This window comes from Alkaliphilus sp. B6464 (assembly GCF_018141165.1).
Lineage (GTDB): Bacteria > Bacillota > Clostridia > Peptostreptococcales > Natronincolaceae > Alkaliphilus_B.
Window position 1 is genome coordinate 797,605 of sequence record NZ_CP058557.1, and the last position, 19,472, is coordinate 817,076.

At 33.9% G+C, this 19,472-nt stretch carries 20 protein-coding genes, 1 riboswitch and 2 other annotated features; all 20 genes read right to left on the reverse strand.

Annotated elements, in window-relative coordinates:
• Nucleotide 1: 1 nt before the first annotated feature.
• The 20 genes from HYG84_RS03955 to HYG84_RS04050 all read right to left on the reverse strand — a co-directional run bounded on the left by HYG84_RS03955 (nucleotide 2) and on the right by HYG84_RS04050 (nucleotide 19,350).
• On the reverse strand, nucleotides 2–952 hold the full coding sequence (locus tag HYG84_RS03955; RefSeq protein WP_212380834.1) for a hypothetical protein: 951 nt from the start codon (nucleotides 950–952) through the stop codon (nucleotides 2–4).
• A gap of 110 nt (nucleotides 953–1,062) precedes the next feature.
• On the reverse strand, nucleotides 1,063–1,707 hold the full coding sequence (locus HYG84_RS03960) for a response regulator transcription factor (RefSeq protein ID WP_212380835.1): 645 nt from the start codon (nucleotides 1,705–1,707) through the stop codon (nucleotides 1,063–1,065).
• Nucleotides 1,704–2,843 (reverse strand): sensor histidine kinase, encoded by a 1,140-nt coding sequence (locus tag HYG84_RS03965; RefSeq protein WP_212380836.1) that lies wholly within the window; start codon nucleotides 2,841–2,843, stop codon nucleotides 1,704–1,706. The genes HYG84_RS03960 and HYG84_RS03965 overlap by 4 nt, the downstream gene beginning before the upstream one ends.
• Nucleotides 2,844–2,946: 103 nt before the next feature.
• Nucleotides 2,947–5,355 (reverse strand): leucine--tRNA ligase, encoded by a 2,409-nt coding sequence (gene leuS / locus HYG84_RS03970; protein WP_212380837.1) that lies wholly within the window; start codon nucleotides 5,353–5,355, stop codon nucleotides 2,947–2,949.
• A 58-nt stretch (nucleotides 5,356–5,413) separates the two neighbouring features.
• Nucleotides 5,414–5,660 (reverse strand) — a binding site (T-box leader).
• A 308-nt stretch (nucleotides 5,661–5,968) separates the two neighbouring features.
• Nucleotides 5,969–6,556, reverse strand: coding sequence for a thymidine kinase (locus tag HYG84_RS03975; RefSeq protein ID WP_212380838.1), 588 nt, complete (start codon nucleotides 6,554–6,556; stop codon nucleotides 5,969–5,971).
• A gap of 226 nt (nucleotides 6,557–6,782) precedes the next feature.
• A complete protein-coding gene (rpmE, locus tag HYG84_RS03980; protein ID WP_212380839.1) occupies nucleotides 6,783–6,980 on the reverse strand; it encodes a 50S ribosomal protein L31 in 198 nt (65 codons plus the stop codon).
• Between the two features lie 124 nt (nucleotides 6,981–7,104).
• Complete coding sequence (gene rho / locus HYG84_RS03985; RefSeq protein WP_212382054.1) at nucleotides 7,105–8,463, reverse strand: transcription termination factor Rho; 1,359 nt, start codon at nucleotides 8,461–8,463, stop codon at nucleotides 7,105–7,107.
• Between the two features lie 192 nt (nucleotides 8,464–8,655).
• Nucleotides 8,656–9,402: an amino acid ABC transporter ATP-binding protein gene (locus HYG84_RS03990; RefSeq protein WP_212380840.1), complete on the reverse strand. Its 747-nt coding sequence runs from the start codon at nucleotides 9,400–9,402 to the stop codon at nucleotides 8,656–8,658.
• 11 nt (nucleotides 9,403–9,413) lie between these two features.
• Nucleotides 9,414–10,055, reverse strand: coding sequence for an amino acid ABC transporter permease (locus HYG84_RS03995; RefSeq protein ID WP_212380841.1), 642 nt, complete (start codon nucleotides 10,053–10,055; stop codon nucleotides 9,414–9,416).
• 24 nt (nucleotides 10,056–10,079) lie between these two features.
• Nucleotides 10,080–10,931, reverse strand: coding sequence for an amino acid ABC transporter substrate-binding protein (locus tag HYG84_RS04000; protein WP_212380842.1), 852 nt, complete (start codon nucleotides 10,929–10,931; stop codon nucleotides 10,080–10,082).
• Between the two features lie 65 nt (nucleotides 10,932–10,996).
• Nucleotides 10,997–11,264, reverse strand: a binding site (T-box leader).
• A gap of 80 nt (nucleotides 11,265–11,344) precedes the next feature.
• Nucleotides 11,345–12,313: a class II fructose-bisphosphatase gene (gene glpX / locus HYG84_RS04005; protein ID WP_212380843.1), complete on the reverse strand. Its 969-nt coding sequence runs from the start codon at nucleotides 12,311–12,313 to the stop codon at nucleotides 11,345–11,347.
• Between the two features lie 165 nt (nucleotides 12,314–12,478).
• A complete protein-coding gene (gene glpX, locus HYG84_RS04010) occupies nucleotides 12,479–13,483 on the reverse strand; it encodes a class II fructose-bisphosphatase (protein ID WP_212380844.1) in 1,005 nt (334 codons plus the stop codon).
• A 136-nt stretch (nucleotides 13,484–13,619) separates the two neighbouring features.
• Nucleotides 13,620–14,399 carry a sirohydrochlorin cobaltochelatase gene (locus HYG84_RS04015; protein WP_212380845.1) on the reverse strand — a complete coding sequence of 260 codons (780 nt, stop codon included), beginning with the start codon at nucleotides 14,397–14,399 and terminating at the stop codon, nucleotides 13,620–13,622.
• 76 nt (nucleotides 14,400–14,475) lie between these two features.
• On the reverse strand, nucleotides 14,476–15,279 hold the full coding sequence (locus HYG84_RS04020) for an energy-coupling factor ABC transporter ATP-binding protein (RefSeq protein WP_212380846.1): 804 nt from the start codon (nucleotides 15,277–15,279) through the stop codon (nucleotides 14,476–14,478).
• On the reverse strand, nucleotides 15,280–15,909 hold the full coding sequence (cbiQ, locus tag HYG84_RS04025) for a cobalt ECF transporter T component CbiQ (RefSeq protein ID WP_212380847.1): 630 nt from the start codon (nucleotides 15,907–15,909) through the stop codon (nucleotides 15,280–15,282).
• Between the two features lie 37 nt (nucleotides 15,910–15,946).
• Complete coding sequence (locus HYG84_RS04030; RefSeq protein WP_212380848.1) at nucleotides 15,947–16,240, reverse strand: energy-coupling factor ABC transporter substrate-binding protein; 294 nt, start codon at nucleotides 16,238–16,240, stop codon at nucleotides 15,947–15,949.
• Nucleotides 16,224–16,955 carry an energy-coupling factor ABC transporter permease gene (locus HYG84_RS04035; RefSeq protein WP_212380849.1) on the reverse strand — a complete coding sequence of 244 codons (732 nt, stop codon included), beginning with the start codon at nucleotides 16,953–16,955 and terminating at the stop codon, nucleotides 16,224–16,226. The genes HYG84_RS04030 and HYG84_RS04035 overlap by 17 nt, the downstream gene beginning before the upstream one ends.
• 237 nt (nucleotides 16,956–17,192) lie before the next feature.
• Nucleotides 17,193–17,370: riboswitch (cobalamin riboswitch) on the reverse strand.
• Nucleotides 17,371–17,415: 45 nt separating this feature from the next.
• Nucleotides 17,416–18,060 (reverse strand): fructose-6-phosphate aldolase, encoded by a 645-nt coding sequence (gene fsa / locus HYG84_RS04040; RefSeq protein ID WP_212380850.1) that lies wholly within the window; start codon nucleotides 18,058–18,060, stop codon nucleotides 17,416–17,418.
• 12 nt (nucleotides 18,061–18,072) lie between these two features.
• Nucleotides 18,073–18,882: a 3-keto-5-aminohexanoate cleavage protein gene (locus HYG84_RS04045; RefSeq protein WP_212380851.1), complete on the reverse strand. Its 810-nt coding sequence runs from the start codon at nucleotides 18,880–18,882 to the stop codon at nucleotides 18,073–18,075.
• Between the two features lie 87 nt (nucleotides 18,883–18,969).
• A complete protein-coding gene (locus HYG84_RS04050; protein WP_212380852.1) occupies nucleotides 18,970–19,350 on the reverse strand; it encodes a hotdog domain-containing protein in 381 nt (126 codons plus the stop codon).
• Nucleotides 19,351–19,472 lie beyond the last annotated feature (122 nt).

Consider the following 19,472-nt stretch of genomic DNA (forward strand, 5'->3'; position numbering starts at 1 on the left):
TTTATGCGCCCCCTTTAAGCTTCTTGTTAAAGCCACTTTCCTTTAACTCTTCTATGGTCATTGTATTTTCATCAGTTAATTCTGGTATTATAGCTTTTACTTGTTTACTCAGATCCCAATTTTGTACATTTCCTTTAAAATCAATTCTTTTAATATATCCTCCCTTTGTAGAAGGAAAATTAATTATTAAATGAGTCTCTTCCTCTACCACAAACCCATCTTTATCAATGTAGGCCCTATGGTATATTTTCTCAAAATCTATTTCCTCTATTGCCTTTTTACACTGTTCTTCTATTTCTTTAGGATCTACAGAAATGTTATTTGCTTTCATTTGCTCTATCATTATCTGATTAAACATTTTTGTACCCTCTATCATTAGAGGCATTATGTCCTCCTTAGTAAGAGTAATATGAAATTCTTTAGCTTTTATATCTCCTTCTGGAGTAGATATAACGATATTTCCAAGCTTAGAAACATTTTCTCTATCGATTACTTCCTTCCATATCTTTTCAAAATCTTTAAAATCCTTAATCAAAAACTGCTTTTCAAGTTTTTCTATTTCTTCTCCTTTAAGATCATCACCCTTTAATACCAATACTTTAGGTAATAATGGAGTTACTACATACAAATTATTTTTTTGCTCATAAAGCTTCCCTTCAATACCAAAGTCATAAAACTCTCCATATATATTCGTAATACTTACTTCCTGTTCCTTATCGAAGGTACATTCCATATCTACATTAAATTTCTCCCACTTCCTTAGCTCCTCCAAAACCTTTTTATCTAAACCCTCAGTATTAAATTCCACATGGGCCTCTTGAGTCATTTTCACCTTCCCTGAAGATACTCCTTCCGTTTTTTCTAATGCTTTACTATAGGTTTCGTAGGCAGAACTGCTACATCCCGTTAATAATATTAATAATGTAGTAAAAATCAATACTATTTTCTTCATATTCTAATCCTCCTTAATAAGTATCTTAATATTATTATAGAATAGTACAGCATTTTTCCTATCTATCTAAGGATATATCTTTCATAAAAAAAACATGACAAAAGTCATGTCTATACTAAATTATTATTAATACTAAAAATAGCTAATTGAGTCCTATCTCTTAAGGATAACTTATTAAGTATGTTAGTTATATGATTTTTTACTGTCCCCTCAGAAATAAAAAGTTCCTTAGCAATTTCCCTATTACTTTTTCCTTCTCCTACACATCGAATAATATCAATTTCTCTCTCGGTTAAATCCTCTATTCTTTTGTCTCTAACTTCATGTTTTTTTCCATAGCTTTTAAACTTCTCTACTACCTTTACTGCTACATCAGGTTGAATTTGAGCTCCACCATTATAAACAATCCGTATAGCTTCAGCAATCTTTTCGGGCAAAGCATCTTTTAATAGGTAACCAGATGCACCATATTTTAAGGCTTCAAAAATATACTCATCTTCATTAAATGTAGTTAAAATAATAATTTTAACATTAGAGTGCTGCTCCTTAATTTTTCTAGTGGCCTCTACCCCATTAAGGCTAGGCATTTTGATATCCATTAGCATAACATCGATACAATTTTTGCTACAAATTTCAATAGCTTCAAAACCATCTCCACCCTTTGCCACCACTTCTATATCTTTTTCACTTCCCAATACCATAGCTAGCCCTTGTCTAACAATAGGCTGATCGTCAATAATTGCTATACGTATCATATAATCTCATCTCTCCTTAAGCAAAAAAATCCCTTAATCTTGTATGGCCGCCCAGTTATAACCTCCATACTCCCACCCAATGATTCTATCCTTTCCTTCATATTCCTCTGACCAAAACCATTTTTATTATTAGATCCTACACCATCATCTTCAATATAAAAATAAAAGTTTTCCTTGATCACTTCACATTTAACTTCTATCCTACTACACTTCCCATGACGCAATGCATTAGTTAGAGCCTCTTGAAGAACACGATAAAGAACAATACCTTCTTCTGGTAGCAAATAAACCGATGGAATATTATAATCTATTTCCACATTAGTATCTTTTTGAAAAGATTTTAACATGCTGATTATATCTTCAATACTTTTATTAGGTTGTTCATTTAACGCCGCCACGGCTTCACGAGTTCCAATCAAAGCTTGCCTTCCATTATTTTTAATGTCTTTTAATAGATCGGAAATGTCTTCATTTTTTTGATAAAGATGGTCCAACATTTCTATTTGCATAATCAATGAAGTTAGGCTATGTCCTACACTGTCATGAAGCTCTCCAGCTATTCTATTTCTCTCCTTTAAAGCAAGGGCTTCTTCTCGCATCTGGCTATACTCCTTTAGTTTATCGTAAGCCCTCAGAAGTTCTTTATACAATATTTCCTGCTGTGCTCTTCCTTCAGATTGTAATTTTCCATAATTAATAAGTGTAACAATAAATGCTAGAGCTAAAAAGTTAAAGAAAAATTCAGCAATAGTTTTAGCATTAGGCATTACATAAAGGGCATAGGAAAATTTGCCCATGGATAATAAAGAAAAGAAAATGGCAGCTGTATTACCCCATCTTCTGCTATTTAAAGTAATACCTGCCTCTAATATGACAACTACATATAAAAAATGAAAGAAATAATTAACCAAATATTTCGAGTAATGTTCTAATAAAAATATTAAAATACCATCTAATAATATAATCCATGCCCACTTCTGGTGAAAAGACGGTCTAATCATTCCCCACAAAATATAAAATATAAATATTCCCATTAAAATGATAGCTCTTTCCTTAGAAGCATTTTCAAAGGCTAGAGCCAAACTGAATAAAACAGTTGCTAGTAAAGGCTTTGCAATGTATATAACTTTTTTCATAGATTGCACCTACCCATTTTGTAATAGCCTTGTTAAATAGGCATAAAAAATAACCTCTCCAACAATATATTATCATTAGAGAGGTAAAATATGAAATATTTTCTTATTTAACTACAATATTATAAATTCTACCAGGAACATAAATTTCTTTTACAATTGTTTTGTCTTCTAGTAGATCAACAAGTCTTGTATCATTTCTAAACTGCTCTTTAAGCTGATCCGCAGTTGCGTCGACAGCAATTACCATCTGTCCCTTAACCTTACCATTAATTTGAACAGCAATCTCTACAACATTGTCTATAGTCTTTGCTTCATCCCATACTGGCCATGTAGCTTCATAGACCATTCCTTCAAATCCTAATTCTTCCCATAGCTCTTCTGTAATATGAGGCGCCACTGGATTCAACAGTGTTAAGAAGACTTTCATATCTCCCTTTGTTACACTTCCGTGGTCGTAGAAATCATTAACAAGAGCCATCATGCTAGCAATAGCAGTGTTAAACTTCATATGCTCATAATCTTCACTAACCTTTTTAATTGTTTTATGAATATTACTTTCTAGCTTTTCTGTCAAATCATTGCTATCTACTAATACTTCTTGTAATCTCCATACTCTATCTAAAAATCTTCTACAGCCCTTTACTCCATTTTGCGACCAAGGTACACTCTTCTCAAAGTCTCCAATAAACATTTCATAAAGTCTTAATGTATCTGCTCCAAATTCATTAACAACTTCATCAGGATTAACCACATTTCCTCTAGATTTAGACATTTTTTCATTGTTTCCACCTAATATCATACCATGAGAAGTACGTTTTTGATAAGGCTCAGCAGTAGGTACAACTCCACAATCATATAGGAATTTATGCCAAAATCTTGAGTATAGTAAGTGTAGTGTAGTATGCTCCATACCACCGTTATACCAATCAATTGGTAGCCAATAATCAAGGTTTTCTTTGCTTGCTAGTTCTTCATTATTGTGTGGATCTGTATATCTTAAGAAATACCAAGAAGATCCTGCCCATTGAGGCATTGTATCAGTTTCTCTCTCAGCGTCTCCTCCACATTTTGGACAAGTAGTTTCTACCCAATCACGAAGATTTGCAAGTGGTGATTCTCCATTATCTGTAGGCTCATAGCTTTCTACCTCTGGAAGTAGTACTGGAAGCTCACTCTCTGGAACTGGCACCCATCCACACTCGTTACAATGAACTAGTGGAATTGGCTCTCCCCAATATCTTTGGCGTGAGAATACCCAGTCACGAAGCTTATAGTTTACCTTACGTGCTCCAAGATTTCTTTCATCTAACCACTTACTAATTTTTTCTTTAGCTTCTTTTACTTCTAACCCATTTAAAAATTCTGAGTTAACTATTATACCTTCATCTGTATCAGTATAGGCAGCTTCTTCTACATTACCACCTGCAACTACTTCTACGATAGGAAGATTAAATGCTTTAGCAAAATCCCAGTCTCTCGTATCATGACCAGGTACAGCCATTATAGCTCCTGTACCATAAGACATCATTACATAGTCTGAAATAAAAATGGGTATTTGTTTTCCTGTTGCAGGGTTAGTCGCTTCAACACCTTCAATTTTTACCCCTGTCTTATCCTTTACAAGCTCAGTTCTTTCAAATTCAGATTTTTTACTAGCCTCTTCTCTATAATGAAGAAGATCATCCATATTTTTAATATAATCTGCTAGCTCCTCGATATATGGATGCTCTGGAGAAATTACCATATAAGTAGCTCCAAACAAAGTATCTGGTCTTGTTGTATAAACAGTTATTTTTTTATCTCCAGTAATCTCAAAATCAACCTCCATACCTTGAGATTTACCTATCCAGTTTTTCTGCTGAATTTTTACTCTCTCGATGTAATCTACTAAATCTAAATCATTTATAAGTCTTTCAGCATATTTCGTAATTTTAAGCATCCATTGATTTTTCTGCTTTCTAACTACTTCTCCACCGCATCTCTCGCAGCCACCATTTACTACTTCCTCGTTAGCAAGACCAACCTTACAGCTGTTGCACCAGTTGATAGACATTTCCTTTTTATAGGCTAATCCCTTCTCAAAAAGTTTTTGAAATATCCACTGGGTCCACTTATAATATTCAGGATCTGTAGTGTTTATTTCTCTCGACCAGTCAAAAGACATACCCAAAGCTTGCAGCTGTTCTTTAAATTTTGCAACATTTTTTTCTGTAACTATTTTCGGATGAATTTTATTTTGTATAGCATAGTTTTCTGTTGGAAGTCCAAAAGCATCCCATCCCATTGGATATAGTACATTATATCCTTGCAGTCTTCTTTTTCTAGAAACAACATCAAGTGCTGTATATGGACGTGGATGTCCTACGTGTAGCCCCTGGCCTGATGGATAAGGAAACTCAATTAAAGCATAGAACTTTTCCTTGTCTTTATCGTTTGAAGCATGGAAAGCTCCTTTTTCCTCCCAAATTTCTTGCCACTTACTTTCAATATCCTTTGGATTATATTGCTTCATTTTCTTCAACTCCTTTATAATATTTTATAAACAAAAAGACCCTTCTCCTCTAATAAAATATAGAGGCGAAAGGTCGCGGTACCACTCTATTTGATTATTTTCATATCAATATATTGTCACAAAGACATCTATGATACTATAAATAATCATCTCAATAACCGTAACGAGGTTAACCGATTAGGACTACTACTATTTCGCCCTAATAGCTCTGGGACGAGTTCAGCTAAGATCATTGTTATCTTCCACCAACCGATAACTCTCTAAAAATGATACAATAACCTACTACTTCCCTTCATAGCAAACTATTTTGTATACTATTAAGTTGTATTGTATTGTACTAAATTATTCATCAAAAAGCAAGGATTTTTTATTTATATTTCAAATACTTTCATTTAAGCCTGTCTAGGAAGCATTTTACCGTCTTCTTTATCACTCCAAATCCACACTAGAGCAAATCCATAAATTAGTCTCTTAAAAATATACGTCTATCTAATAATGAAACTCCGATATTATCTTGCAATGGAATGTGATATTAGACAATCACCTTCTCTACTTAATATACACTACATATTTTTTATTATAACAAAAGCTGGAAAGCTGCTTTAACAATATATTATTTAATTACCTCATGACATGCTCTACATCTAGCTTCATAGCTTTCCTTAGCACCTACCATAATAATAGGGTCATCATACTTAGCTGGTTGTCCGTTAACAATTCTTTGAGTTCTAGTAGCGGGCATTTTACACTTCATACATACGGCAGTAAGCTTAGTTATATATTCAGCTATTGCCATTAGGCTAGGTACTACTTGAAACGGCTCTCCTCTAAAATCCATATCAAGACCAGAGCAAATTACTCTTTTACCCATATTTGCAGCTTTTTGACAAATATCTACAATGTCTTCTCCTAAAAATTGAACCTCATCTATTGCAAGTACATCAAATTCTTCACTTTCTATGTACTTCAAAACTTCACTGGCACTAGTTACAGAAATACATTCTAACTGTTTTCCATTATGTGAAGTAATGTGCTCAGTAGAATAGCGGCTATCTATTGCAGGCTTAAATGATAATACCTTTAGGTTAGCAATCTTAGACCTATTGACTCGCCTAATTAACTCTTCACTTTTACCTGCATACATAGGTCCCACAATCATTTCAATACTACCATTCTTGGAGTATTCGATAAAATCCATCATCGCGCCATCTCCTCTTAATTAACATGAAAGATCAAAAGTCATCTAATGCTATCGCATTGATTTCTATCACACTTAAATTTTTAGTATTCGTTTAAAAATGTTTAATTTATTACTAACCTTCAGCTTTTATATAGATAGCAGAAATATTACTTTATATATTTTAACATAAAAAATCAAGGTTAGAATAGTTGTTTCTAACCTTGATTGAGGTCGTATATGATTGATATTACATACCAAATTTCTTTTTGAATTTCTCAACACGTCCACCTTTTTCGATATTCTTCTGTTTACCTGTGAAGAATGGGTGGCATTGTGAACAAATTTCTACTCTAAGCTCTTGTTTAGTTGAACCTGTTTTAAAAGTATTTCCACAAGCACAATGTACATCTACTTCTTGATACTCTGGATGGATATCCTTTTTCATTACTTTCACCTCTCTCCTCGTACAGTTGCTATATAAAGCTAAACTAAGTCTTAGTTTATAAGCAAATTTTAACTACTACATTATAGCATAAACCATTTATGCGTGCAAGGTATTATTAAATCATCTATATTCGCTTTTTCAACATTTCAATGAACTGCTTATTATCTTTTGTTTCAATAAGAGAACTAATAACCTTCTCCGTAACATCCTGTACCGGACTATTTCCCATAGCCCTTCTAATACTCCAAATAGTTTCAAGCTCAGCCTGAGTTAATAGTAACTCTTCCCTTCTTGTACCAGATTTGTTGATATCTACCGCCGGGAAAATTCTCTTTTCAGACAGCTTACGATCTAAATGAAGCTCCATATTACCTGTACCCTTAAATTCCTCAAATATAACATCATCCATTCTACTGCCTGTCTCAACCAGCGCTGTTGCAATAATTGTAAGACTTCCGCCCTCTTCAATATTTCTCGCAGCACCGAAGAAACGCTTAGGTTTATGAAGAGCCCCTGGGTCTAATCCCCCTGAAAGAGTTCTACCAGTAGGTGGAATAGTTAAATTGTATGCCCTAGCAAGTCGAGTAATGCTATCTAATAAAACTACTACATCCTTACCATGCTCTACTAATCTTTGAGCACGGTTTAATACCATTTCTGCTACTTTAATGTGATGGCTTGGCAATTCATCGAAGGTGGAATAGGCTACCTCCGCCTGAATCGAACGCTGCATATCAGTTACTTCCTCAGGACGCTCATCTATAAGAAGTACAATAATTTCAACATCAGGATAGTTTTTAGCTATACTATTGGCTATAGTCTGTAATAAAACTGTTTTCCCTGCCTTAGGAGGAGCAACAATTAAACCTCTTTGTCCTTTACCAATAGGTGCAATAAGGTCGATTAATCTGGTAGATAAGCCCTGTGAATTTATTTCTAGATTGATTCTTTCATTAGGATAAATAGGGGTAAGATCTTCGAAATTAGGTCTTCTTGTAGCAGACTCTGGGCTAAGTCCATTAATACTTTTTACATAAAGAAGAGCTTTAAATTTTTCACCACTCTTTGGCGGTCTTGTAATACCTGTAATCTTGTCACCAGTTCGCATGTTAAATCTTCTAATTTGGGAAGGAGATATGTAAATATCACTATCGCTAGATAAAAAGTTTTCTCTTCGTAAAAATCCATACCCATCTGTATGAATTTCCAATATTCCTGCTGCTATATTAACTTCTTCTCCCGGTGGAATTTCATCGGTCAAATGGTTAGGCAAACCCTTTATCCGTCTTTCCTGTAGTTTAGGTTCACCTTGTAGATTACTTTCATTAGAATTTTCATCTAAATTTGTCAACATAGGCTTTTCTTCTATATTCACTTGTTTCTGCTGGTCTTCTATTAATTGAATTAATTCATCTTTTCTATATTTCGATAGGTTTTTGATTCCTAAATTTTTTGCCATTTCTTTCAAGTCCGATAATTTCATATGTTCAAACTCTGGACTACTCAATGTTACACCTCCAAAAATCTTCTAATCAAATTTTGTCCGATAGAATTAAAATTCTATCGGAACTGAAGTTTTTACTTATGGGATGGTAAATAGAGCACCCCACTATTATGCTGATTGTATCATTATTAATAACTAGAGTCAATAATTCTATTTTCAAAATAATGGATTTCAGCTATTAATATAGTTTATTACCCTCTCGTTATTAACATCTTGAAAATTATTTTCCTTTCTACCTTCTGCAATCAACTTACCACTTTCTATAAATAGCATTCTGTGAGAAACGCGTTTTGCAAATAACATATCGTGGGTTATTATAAGGATTGCCATATTTTGTTTAGCCAAACCTTCTATAATACTAGCAATTCCCTCCCTCATTTCTGGATCTAGTGCAGACGTAGGCTCATCAAAACACATTACTGTGGGATCTAAGGCACAGGCCCTTGCAATTGCAACTCTCTGTTTTTGTCCACCTGATAACTGAAAAGGATAGGCATAGGCTTTTTCTTCTAAGCCCAGCTTATTCAAAAGCATTTTTGCTTTTTCCTTAGCTGTTTTTTTATTCATCTTTAAAACATTGATAGGTGCCTCAATAATATTATCCATAACATTTATATGGGGAAATAAGTTGAAGTTCTGGAATACATATCCTACTTTTTTCCTTATTGTTCTCATATCTTGCTTATTACAATAAACTATACTTCCTTCATTATCATCGCATAAAAAATATTCATCAATTTTAATTGTTCCGCCATCACACTTTTCAAGACCATTTATACATCTTAACAGGGTTGTTTTCCCTGCCCCAGAAGGTCCTATTACAGTCACAATTTCTCCTCTATTTATTTGAAATGATATATTATCTAATATAATATTTCCATCGAAGCTTTTATATAAACCTTTAACTTTTAGAGTCATCTATATCCCTCCTAGCAATAATAGTTATATCTTTTTTCCAATTGCTTAAACCCTTCCGTTAGCAACCAAATGAGGAGAAGATAAAATACCCCTACAACCATTAGTGGAACAAGGGAAGCATCTCTATTAGATGCTATTTTGCCTGCCCTTAGAAGCTCCCCTAAACCAACAACATATACTAATGATGTATCCTTTACTAAGTTAATTACCTCGTTTCCTACAGAGGGAAGAACTCTTTTAACCATTTGTGGAAGTATTATTCTTGTTAGTGTCCTTATCTTACTTAAGCCTAGAACGGTGGCTCCCTCATATTGACCAATATCGATTGACTCAATACCACCTCTGAAAATCTCCCCGAAATAAGCTCCATAATTCAATATAAAGGTTAATAATGCTGCTGTTGTTCTGTCTAAGGTTATTCCTATATAAGGAAATCCAAAGAATACAAATACAAGTTGAAGCATTAATGGTGTTCCCCTCATAATTAAAATATAAAGTTCTACTATTTTACTTATTATTTTAATTTTCGAAAGTCTTCCTAATGCCACCCAAAACCCTAAGGGTATAGAAAACAGTAGTGTTACTCCAAATATTTCTAAGGTAGTACTTAACCCAGATGTTAAAGACGGCAAAAGCGAATATATATATGGCATTTTCTATACCTCCTACTAACTATATTAATTTTCACTAAACCACTTACTATATATTTCGTCATAGGAACCATCTGATCTCATTTCATCTATAATATCATCAAGTAATTTTAAGATATCTTTATTTGTATTTCTAATTCCTATTCCATACTCTTCTTTACCAAAGTCCTCTGTTAAAATTCTGTACTTTTCATCTCCCTTTTGCTTAACATAATATCTTGCAAGTACTTCATCGGCTACAACAGCATCACTTCTTCCAGCCTCTAAATCCATAAAGGCTTCGTTGTTTGTATCGAATAATAGTGGCTCTCCACCTTCAAATTGTTCTACTAAATCGGATTCTCTCATTACAGCATCCATTGCACTAGATCCATTTTGAACAGCCACTTTTTTATTTTTTAAGTCTTCTTTATTTTCTATTTTTGAATCCGATAATGTAACAATTATCTGCTTATTTTCAAGATAAGGTTTAGTAAAAATCACCTTTTCTTTTCTTTCTTCAGTAATTGAATATCCATTCCAAATTAAGTCAATATTACCTGTGTTAAGCTCCGTTTCTTTCATAGCCCATTCTATTGGTTGAAACCTTACTTCTATGTTTGCTCGTTTAAAAACTTCTTTAGCTAAATCAACGTCAAATCCAACCAATTCTCCTGCATTATTTCTAAAGCCCATAGGCGCAAAGGTGTCGTCAATACCCATTATAATATAACCTCTATTATTAATTTGATCTAAATCTATACTAGAGCTAGCTTGGCTTTTGCCACATGCTGCAAGAGTTAATATTACAACTACCAATACAGTTATTAAACTATACCTCTTTCCGAAACCTTGCTTGCTTTTATTTCCTCTTCCTACATTAACAATACTTTTTCTCATAGATTTCTCCCCTTTAATTTAATTTAATTTTACACAATAAAAAAACTCCCGCCTCTAGCATAAAGCTAGAGGACGAGAGTTATACTCACGTGGTCCCACCTCTTTTTACTGATACTTCACAGTATCAATCTCTTCAAGTACGACAAGAAAATGCTTCTTGTTTATACTCTAGCACGATAACGGGTGCAGATTTTTCCGATGCAGTCTACTACCATAAGGGTTCGGTGCATAGCTCAGAGATGTGTTCAAAATATTTTCTAATGCCCCTCTCACCAAACGGGAACTCTCTGTAAAAGAATAGATATTTCTACTATTTCTCATCAACGCATTTTAGTTAAATCTATTGTGTATTGTTAAATATATTAAACTATTGTAATATATTTGTCAACATTTTTTCAAAATAAATTTCTCAACTAATAAGCATACTTTGGCTTTTTATTTAATCTATGAATCGCTTCTACAAAACGGATGGTACCAGTTTCCGCCCTCATAACAACAGAATGAGTTTTAGCAGTATTGTTACCAGTATAAACAACACCCTTTAATAATTCCCCATCTGAAATACCTGTAGCCGCAAAATACACTTCATTGCCTTTTACTAAGTCTTCCATAGAATACACTTTTTCTATACTAGCTCCCATTTTAATACATCTTTGTCTTTCTTCATCTGTATATGGAACAAGCTTTCCTTGAAACTCCCCGCCTAGACATTTTAATGCAGCGGCTGCAATTACCCCTTCAGGAGCACCGCCAATACCTAACATAATATCCACACCAGTATGATCAAAACATGTTGCCATGGCAGCAGCTACATCACCATCTCTAAATAGTTTGATCCTTGCTCCTGCTTCACGACATTGTCTTATTATATCTTCGTGTCTAGGTCTATCTAGCATAGTTACAGTTAAATCTGTAATGCTTTTATTTAATGATTCTGCAGTAATACGTAGATTCTCATGTATTGGTGCATCAATATGAATTTTACCAGCAGCCTTAGGTCCTACTGCAATTTTATCCATATACATATCAGGTGCATTTAATAAGCATCCTCTCGGAGCCATAGCTACTACAGCAATCGCATTAGGAAGTCCCTTAGCTACAGAAGTAGTACCGTCTACAGGATCTACTGCAATATCTACCTTCGAAGCACCTTGTCCTCCTGCTCCAACAACTTCTCCTATATATAGCATAGGTGCTTCGTCCATTTCACCTTCTCCAATAACTACCACACCTTCTATACTCATTGTTTGAAACATTTTACGCATTCCATCTACACCAGCTTGGTCTGCAGCGTTTTTATCTCCTCTACCCATATATTTAGCAGCACCAATTGATGCAGCCTCAGTTACTCTAACTAGGTTAAGCGCTAAATTTCTATCCATTACTACACCCCCAAATTATTGTTCTACTTTAATATTATACTAATGTTATATTATTTTAGTCAATCAATTGTGCTATATTAATTGTGAATAATATATACTATTTCCAATATATGCCTTACAATAAAATAGAGATAGTACATTACTATCTCTATTATTGGCATATTATTATCTTATTTTTCTATGTTTATTCATTACTTCAACTAAAGTATCATTTTTATCTAAACGATGGTCTGCTTCTACAAAACGAATGGTTCCAGTTTGTCCCCTCATAACAACAGAATGAGTAGAAGCTCTGTTGTTTCCAGTATAAACAACACCACTTAAAAGATCTCCTTGGGTAATACCAGTCGCAGCAAAGAAACAATCTTCACTACTTACTAAATCATCAAGATATAGTACCTTCTTAACATCTTCCTCAGAAAGTCCCATAGCTCTACATCTTTCATCCTCTTCTGGACTCATAGGATATAGTATGCCTTGCATATCCCCGCCTAAGCATTTAAGAGCTACGGCAGCAATAACCCCTTCTGGAGCACCGCCGATACCCATCATAATATCTATACCCGTCTCATCAAAACCAGTAGCAATTGCAGTAGCCACATCTCCATCGCTAAAAAGCTTAATTCTAGCACCAGCATCACGAATATCTTTAATAAGTTGATCGTGTCTTGGTCTATCTTGCACTGTTACTGTTAAATCTTCTATATTTTTATTTAGAGCCTTTGCCACAGCTTCTAGGTTATCTTTAACAGATGCATTAATATCTATTACTCCCTTTGCTTTAGGGCCTACAGCAATCTTTTTCATATAAGTATCTGGTGCGTGCAGTAAACACCCCTTTGGTGCCATGGCCAATACTGCAATAGCATTAGGAAGTCCTTTTGCAATTAGAGTTGTTCCTTCTAATGGATCTACTGCAATATCTACTTCCATATCTCCATCCTTACAACATCCTACCTCTTCACCTATATATAGCATTGGAGCTTCATCAAGCTCACCTTCACCTATTACAACTGTTCCTTTTATAGAAAGACTTGAAAATGCTCTTCTCATACCATCTACTGCCGCTTGATCCGCCGCTTCCTTATCTCCCATACCCATATAACCAGCAGAAGCCAAAGCAGCTGTCTCTGTTACACGGACTAATTCTAGGGCCAAATTTCTATCCATTATCTATTCCTCCTCATCCTAATTACAATAAAAGTATATAGAATGGGTTTAAGTATGTCAATTAGGTTACCAAATTCCATAATGTGCTATCCTATTATAAAATAAGGAAATATATCTATCTTCCCTTTCCCCCAAATTACTTTGTTAATATATCTTCTAAATGCTCCATATATATGTTTTGTATACCTTCTACTTCTCCTAGGCCTTTTAATACTACATTTGTTTCTATCCCCTCTGATACAAGCCTACTTCTCCAAGAATCTTCTTCCTCCGATGCCATATCATTTATGGCATGATCCCCTGCTACTAGCATAAATGGCATTAAATCAACTTTTTTAATATTATTTTCCTTTAAATGAGGAACTATATCATCTATAGTTTTATTGCCTTCTACTGTACCAATGTATATATTTTTATACCATCTCTCATTAAATGTTTCTTCTAGTTTAATATAAGCATTGTCCGCAGAATGTTCTGTACCATGTCCCATAAATACTATTGCCTTATCTTTATTGTTTCCATCTAAGTCTAGTGCTTCTACAACCTTAATATAGTCTGAATCTGCATAAAGTAAGGGCCTACCTATTTTTATGTTAAAATCACTATTTTCACTATTAAACTTTTCAACTTGCTTTAATAATTTTTCATACTCATAGCCAGGAATTATATGAAGGGGCTGAATAAATATATTATATATTTTCTCTTCCTTAATCCTATATAAGGCTTCCATTGGATTATCTACAAAATAGTTATCCCTTTTCTTTAATTTATTTATTACCATCTGAGAAGTAAATGCCCTAACTACTAAAAAATCTTCATATTTTTCCTTTATTCTGTTTTCAATGCTTTCTATACATAATTTTCTAGTTAGCTCATAGGTAGTACCAAAGCTGACAACAATAATAGCCTTTTTCATAGTATCTCCTTTCCTTCTGTGTACATTAGAATTTAACTTTTATCTTATACCTACCAGTTCTAATACTCTTCTTAATTTACATATGTTTTTGAATACCATAATCAAATAATTGCTCTTCCGTTTTAAACAATGGTGTGCCTAAAATTTTATGGATCTTTACTAGCCAAGGTTTTTCGAGGAGGGCTCTTTCTAGTAAATCCTCCTTCAAAAATACTTCTTCCACTAGTCCTTCTCCTAATATTTCTCCTCTTCCTAAAACATAAATATAATCGCACACATCATATATTAGGTCCATATCATGGCTTGATACTACAATATATTTTTCAGTAGCTACTTCTTTAATTATATTTTTTATTTCCTTAGTCATATAGGGATCTAATCCACTAGTTGGTTCATCCAACAATATTACTTGAGAATCCATTACTAATACACCTGCCATAGCAACTCTTTTTTTCTGGCCATAGCTTAAAAAATGAACTGGTTTATCTTTAAACTCATAGGCATTTACTTTTTTAAGAGCAGCCTCAACCCTCACCTTAATCTTATCCTCAGAAATATTTAAATTTCTAAGGGGAAAGGCTACGTCATCATATACATTGGAGTAAAACAATTGCTTTTCTGGGTCTTGGAATACAATATTAATCTTCTTTCTATATTCCCTTAGGTATTTCTTGTTGTAGTTTATTTTGGACCCATTATACTTTACACAACCCTTATTAGGCTTTAAAATACCTATCATATTTAGAAACAGCGTAGACTTCCCAGAGCCATTAGCTCCAATAACTCCTATAGTTTTTCCCTTGTTTAAATCTATGTTTATATTATCTAATGCCTTAGTGCCATCTTCATATTTAAATTCTAGAGACTCTACCTTAATCATCTAATCACCTATTTTAAATTCTCCATCGTATAGTTTACTATCCAAGGCGATAACCATGCTCTCATACTTAGTTAAAACCCTTACAAATAAATGCTTAATAAGTAATGAAACAGATCTATAGCTATTTTTAAAACCTGTATATCCGAACTTCATCTCTTGAATAGTATAAATTTCATTTGCTTCTTTTAGAAAAATAAAAATAAATCTATATATCAATACTAGTAGCTCTATTAACAAGTTTGGAATTTTAATTTTTTTAAGTACCTTAATAATATTGTTTAAAGGTGTGGTTAATCCTAAAAAAAATGTTGAAGATATGGCCGCCAATACCCTCATAATAATATGCAGCACATCTATTAAAGATTGATATGTAATCCCTATATACTTATTCCAAATCTTAATGCTCCAAATAAATATATCTACATTAGATATACCTATTAATATAGTAATAATACTTACAGCTAAAAACCCAAAAGGTATAATTAATATTTTAAAATATTTATTAAATGGGATATTTGCTACAAAGGTAGTTAAAAATGCCATAATAAAAAATATAGATATGTTTATATACAAATTATTTATTAACACTGCAATATTCAAGGCCCCTATAGCAAAGATAAACTTCGCCATAGGGTTAAAATTTGTTAACTTGTTTGTATGTGCATACTTATCTATTAAGAGCAAGTTTTTTCTTCTCCTTCATGGAGCCTAAAATATAGCCTATTGCTCCTGCTCCAATTGCTACCTGAACAGAGAATAACAAGCTTTCAACTTCTCCACTCGGCGGCTCCCATATACTTTCAAACCAAGGCTCATAGTCTGGGGCAATAACTTGAATTAACTCTTCACCCTCACCGTCTGCCCCTTCAAAATCAGCACTGCTATTAATAATTAGTGGCGCTACTATAACAACAATAGCCAATAAAAAAAGCAATAAATTCTTTTTACTTAACTGTTTCAAGGCTAACGACTCCTTCCTTGTTGTATTCTGCTAATAAATTATAAATAATGCTTGTAAGTAATCCTTCCACTATAGCCAATGGAATTTGTGTAACTGCAAATACTGTTAAAAATTTCCCTAGAGAACCAACAAAGCCTGAAATAGGGTCAGGAAATGCCAATGCTAGTTGGAAGGCTGTAACAACATAAGTAATTAAGTTACCAATACAAGCAGCTAAAAATACAGTAAAGGTCATATTTACATTTCTTTTCTTAAGTATCCTATAAATAAAGTAGGATACAAAAGGCCCTGCAACTGCCATGGAAAATCCATTAGCTCCTAATGTAGTTAATCCACCATGGGCAAGTAGTAATGCCTGGAACAGTAAAACAATTATTCCTATAACAGTCATAGTGGTGGGTCCAAATAATATTGCTCCCAATCCTACTCCAGTAGGATGAGACGAACTCCCTGTTACCGATGGTATTTTTAGTGCAGATAAAACAAACACAAAACCTCCTGCCAAACCTAATAGTACCTTTTTATTGGTGTCCTCCTTTAGAATGGTACTTACTTTTTTTATTCCAATAATAAAAAATGGAATAGTAATAGCTGACCATAAAATCGCCCACTTAGCAGGCAAAAAGCCTTCCATAATGTGCATTGCATGTACCACTTCTGGCGTTATTACTAGAAGCAATGCGATGGATAAAAGTACTGTTTTTTTGTTTTTCATAAAATCACCTCTCACTTTTATTTAAAGGCATTTGGTATTATGCCTTCAGTGCTTATTAGTTTCTAACCTAATAAAATCAGTAAGAGGGAAACATAGAAAATATGTTGGAGAAACAAAAAGGGTCCCCAACCTTCTATGTTAGGGACCCTTTGCCAAGTCTATAAAAATGTACACTTTAAGATATACACTTAAATTAACAGTTGACAAAATATAAGTCTCCCTTCCCTCCGAAGGTTACTACATATAAACTATTAGGCAGGTCTCCTGACTTGTGGATCATCCTACTTTTAACACCTTCCCAGATAAAATCCAGTGGCAAAAGTTAATTTCGTCTCCACTTACAGTAGCGGGGGCTGTATCGGATTTTCACCGATTTCCCTATTAATCAAAAAGAACCTAAAGTTTTCAATATTCATTTTTCACCTAATATGGTATCATATAACAAAAGTTTCTACAATGTTTATCTTTTAGTCTTTTCCCAATCGGCTAGAAACTTCTCTATACCTATATCTGTTAAAGGATGCTTAACCATTTGCTTTAATATATTATATGGTATAGTCGCTATATGTGACCCAGCCTTAGCCGCATCTACTACATGAAGATTATGACGAGTACTTGCAGCAATTATTTCTGTACTAATATTATGCACCTCAAAAATGTGAGCAATCTCTTCAACCAATTGAACTCCATCATAACCGATATCATCCAATCGACCAAGAAACGGACTTACAAAACTAGCACCTGCTCTAGCTGCTAATAAAGCTTGAGTAGCTGAAAAAACTAAAGTCACATTTGTTTTTATTCCTCTACTACTAAAGTTACTTACAGCTTTTAGCCCTTCCTCTGTCATAGGTACTTTAATAACTACGTTTGAATGAATTTTTATAAGATCTTCAGCTTCACTTACCATTTCCTCTGCAGTTTCACCTACAACTTCTGCACTAATAGGACCATCCACTAATTGTGTAATTTCCTCTATAACCTGTTTTAAATCTCTTCCTTCTTTTGCAATAAGGGACGGATTTGTAGTAACACCTGATAGAATCCCCCATTTGCTTATTTCCCTAATCTCGTCTATATTTGCACTGTCAATAAATAATTTCAAAACTATCACCGCCTAAATTTTTAATATTTCTCTAGCTTCATCAGGAGTAGCAATCTCTCTACCTAATTCCTTTGCTATTCTAACTACTCTTTCCACCAATTGAGCATTTGATTCTGCTAACTGTCCTCTTCCATAATAAACATTATCTTCAAAGCCTACCCTAACATGACCGCCTAGCAAAATCCCCATTGTAGCTAGAGGTAGCTCATGTCTACCTATACCTGCCACAGTCCAAGTAGAACCTTCCGGAATAGACTTTACCATATACATAAGGTCTTCTGCTGTAGCTGGACAAGCTCCAGGAACCCCAAGTACAAAATCAAAATGGAGTGGTGTACCTACTAGCCCTTTTTTAACAAGACCTTTAGCGTTTTCAATCATTCCTCTTTCAAAAACTTCAATCTCAGGCTTTACACCTAGTTCCTTCATTCTAATAGCAAACTTTTCCATATACTCCTGTGAGTTCATGAAAACATCTGGACCAAAGTTACATGTGCCAGCACTAAGTGTAGCCATTTCAGGTTTCAATTCTACAGGCTGTAGTCTTTCGTCTGGTCCATGCCAAACTGCACCACCTGTAGAAGGCTGAAAAATAATATTACATTTTGATTCTATCTTTTCTTTTATTTCCTTATATACGTCATATGATTGAGTTGGATTACCTTCTTTATCTCGTGCATGAATATGTACTATAGAAGCTCCTGCTAAGTAACACTGATAAGCCGCCTCTGCTATTTCATCTGGTGTTAATGGCAGGTTAGGTTGATTTTTTCTAGTTACTTCTGCCCCCGTTAAAGCAGCTGTAATAATTAATTTATCCATTTAAATCCCCCTTTAAATTCATACTAAGGATATGTTTTCTCTAAACCCAAATGCAATAAATGAAACCTTCCTACAGTCTGCTTTGTATTATTTTCTTTGTTTAACCTTAGGTACTACGCAGGTACCTACTGCTCTACAAACAACTATGGCCTCTTCTAGCACATCGCAGGCAGAGTCACTAATGTCTGGTCTAGGAACAATAACTTTTCTAGCCTCAAATGTCATCTTTCTAGATGAATTACCAACATTAGTAATTTCGCCAACTGCTTCTATATAATCTCCTGCATATACAGGTGCTGTAAACTCTACACTTTCGTAGCCTACAAAAAGTCCTTCGTCACCATCATTTCTAATAAGAAGCTCTGTTGCTACATCACCAAAAAGCTGAAGCATTTTCGCACCATCTACTAAATTCCCACCATAGTGTGCATCTGCTGCGCTCATCCTCATTCTAATCATAGACTTCATTATTTTACCTCCCCTATTTATTATTATAATTAACTTTAAGTTTCTCTGCATACAATTAAATAAATATTATTAATTTCTAACATATTATATTCTATATTCTTTATTTAACAACAAAATCCTCT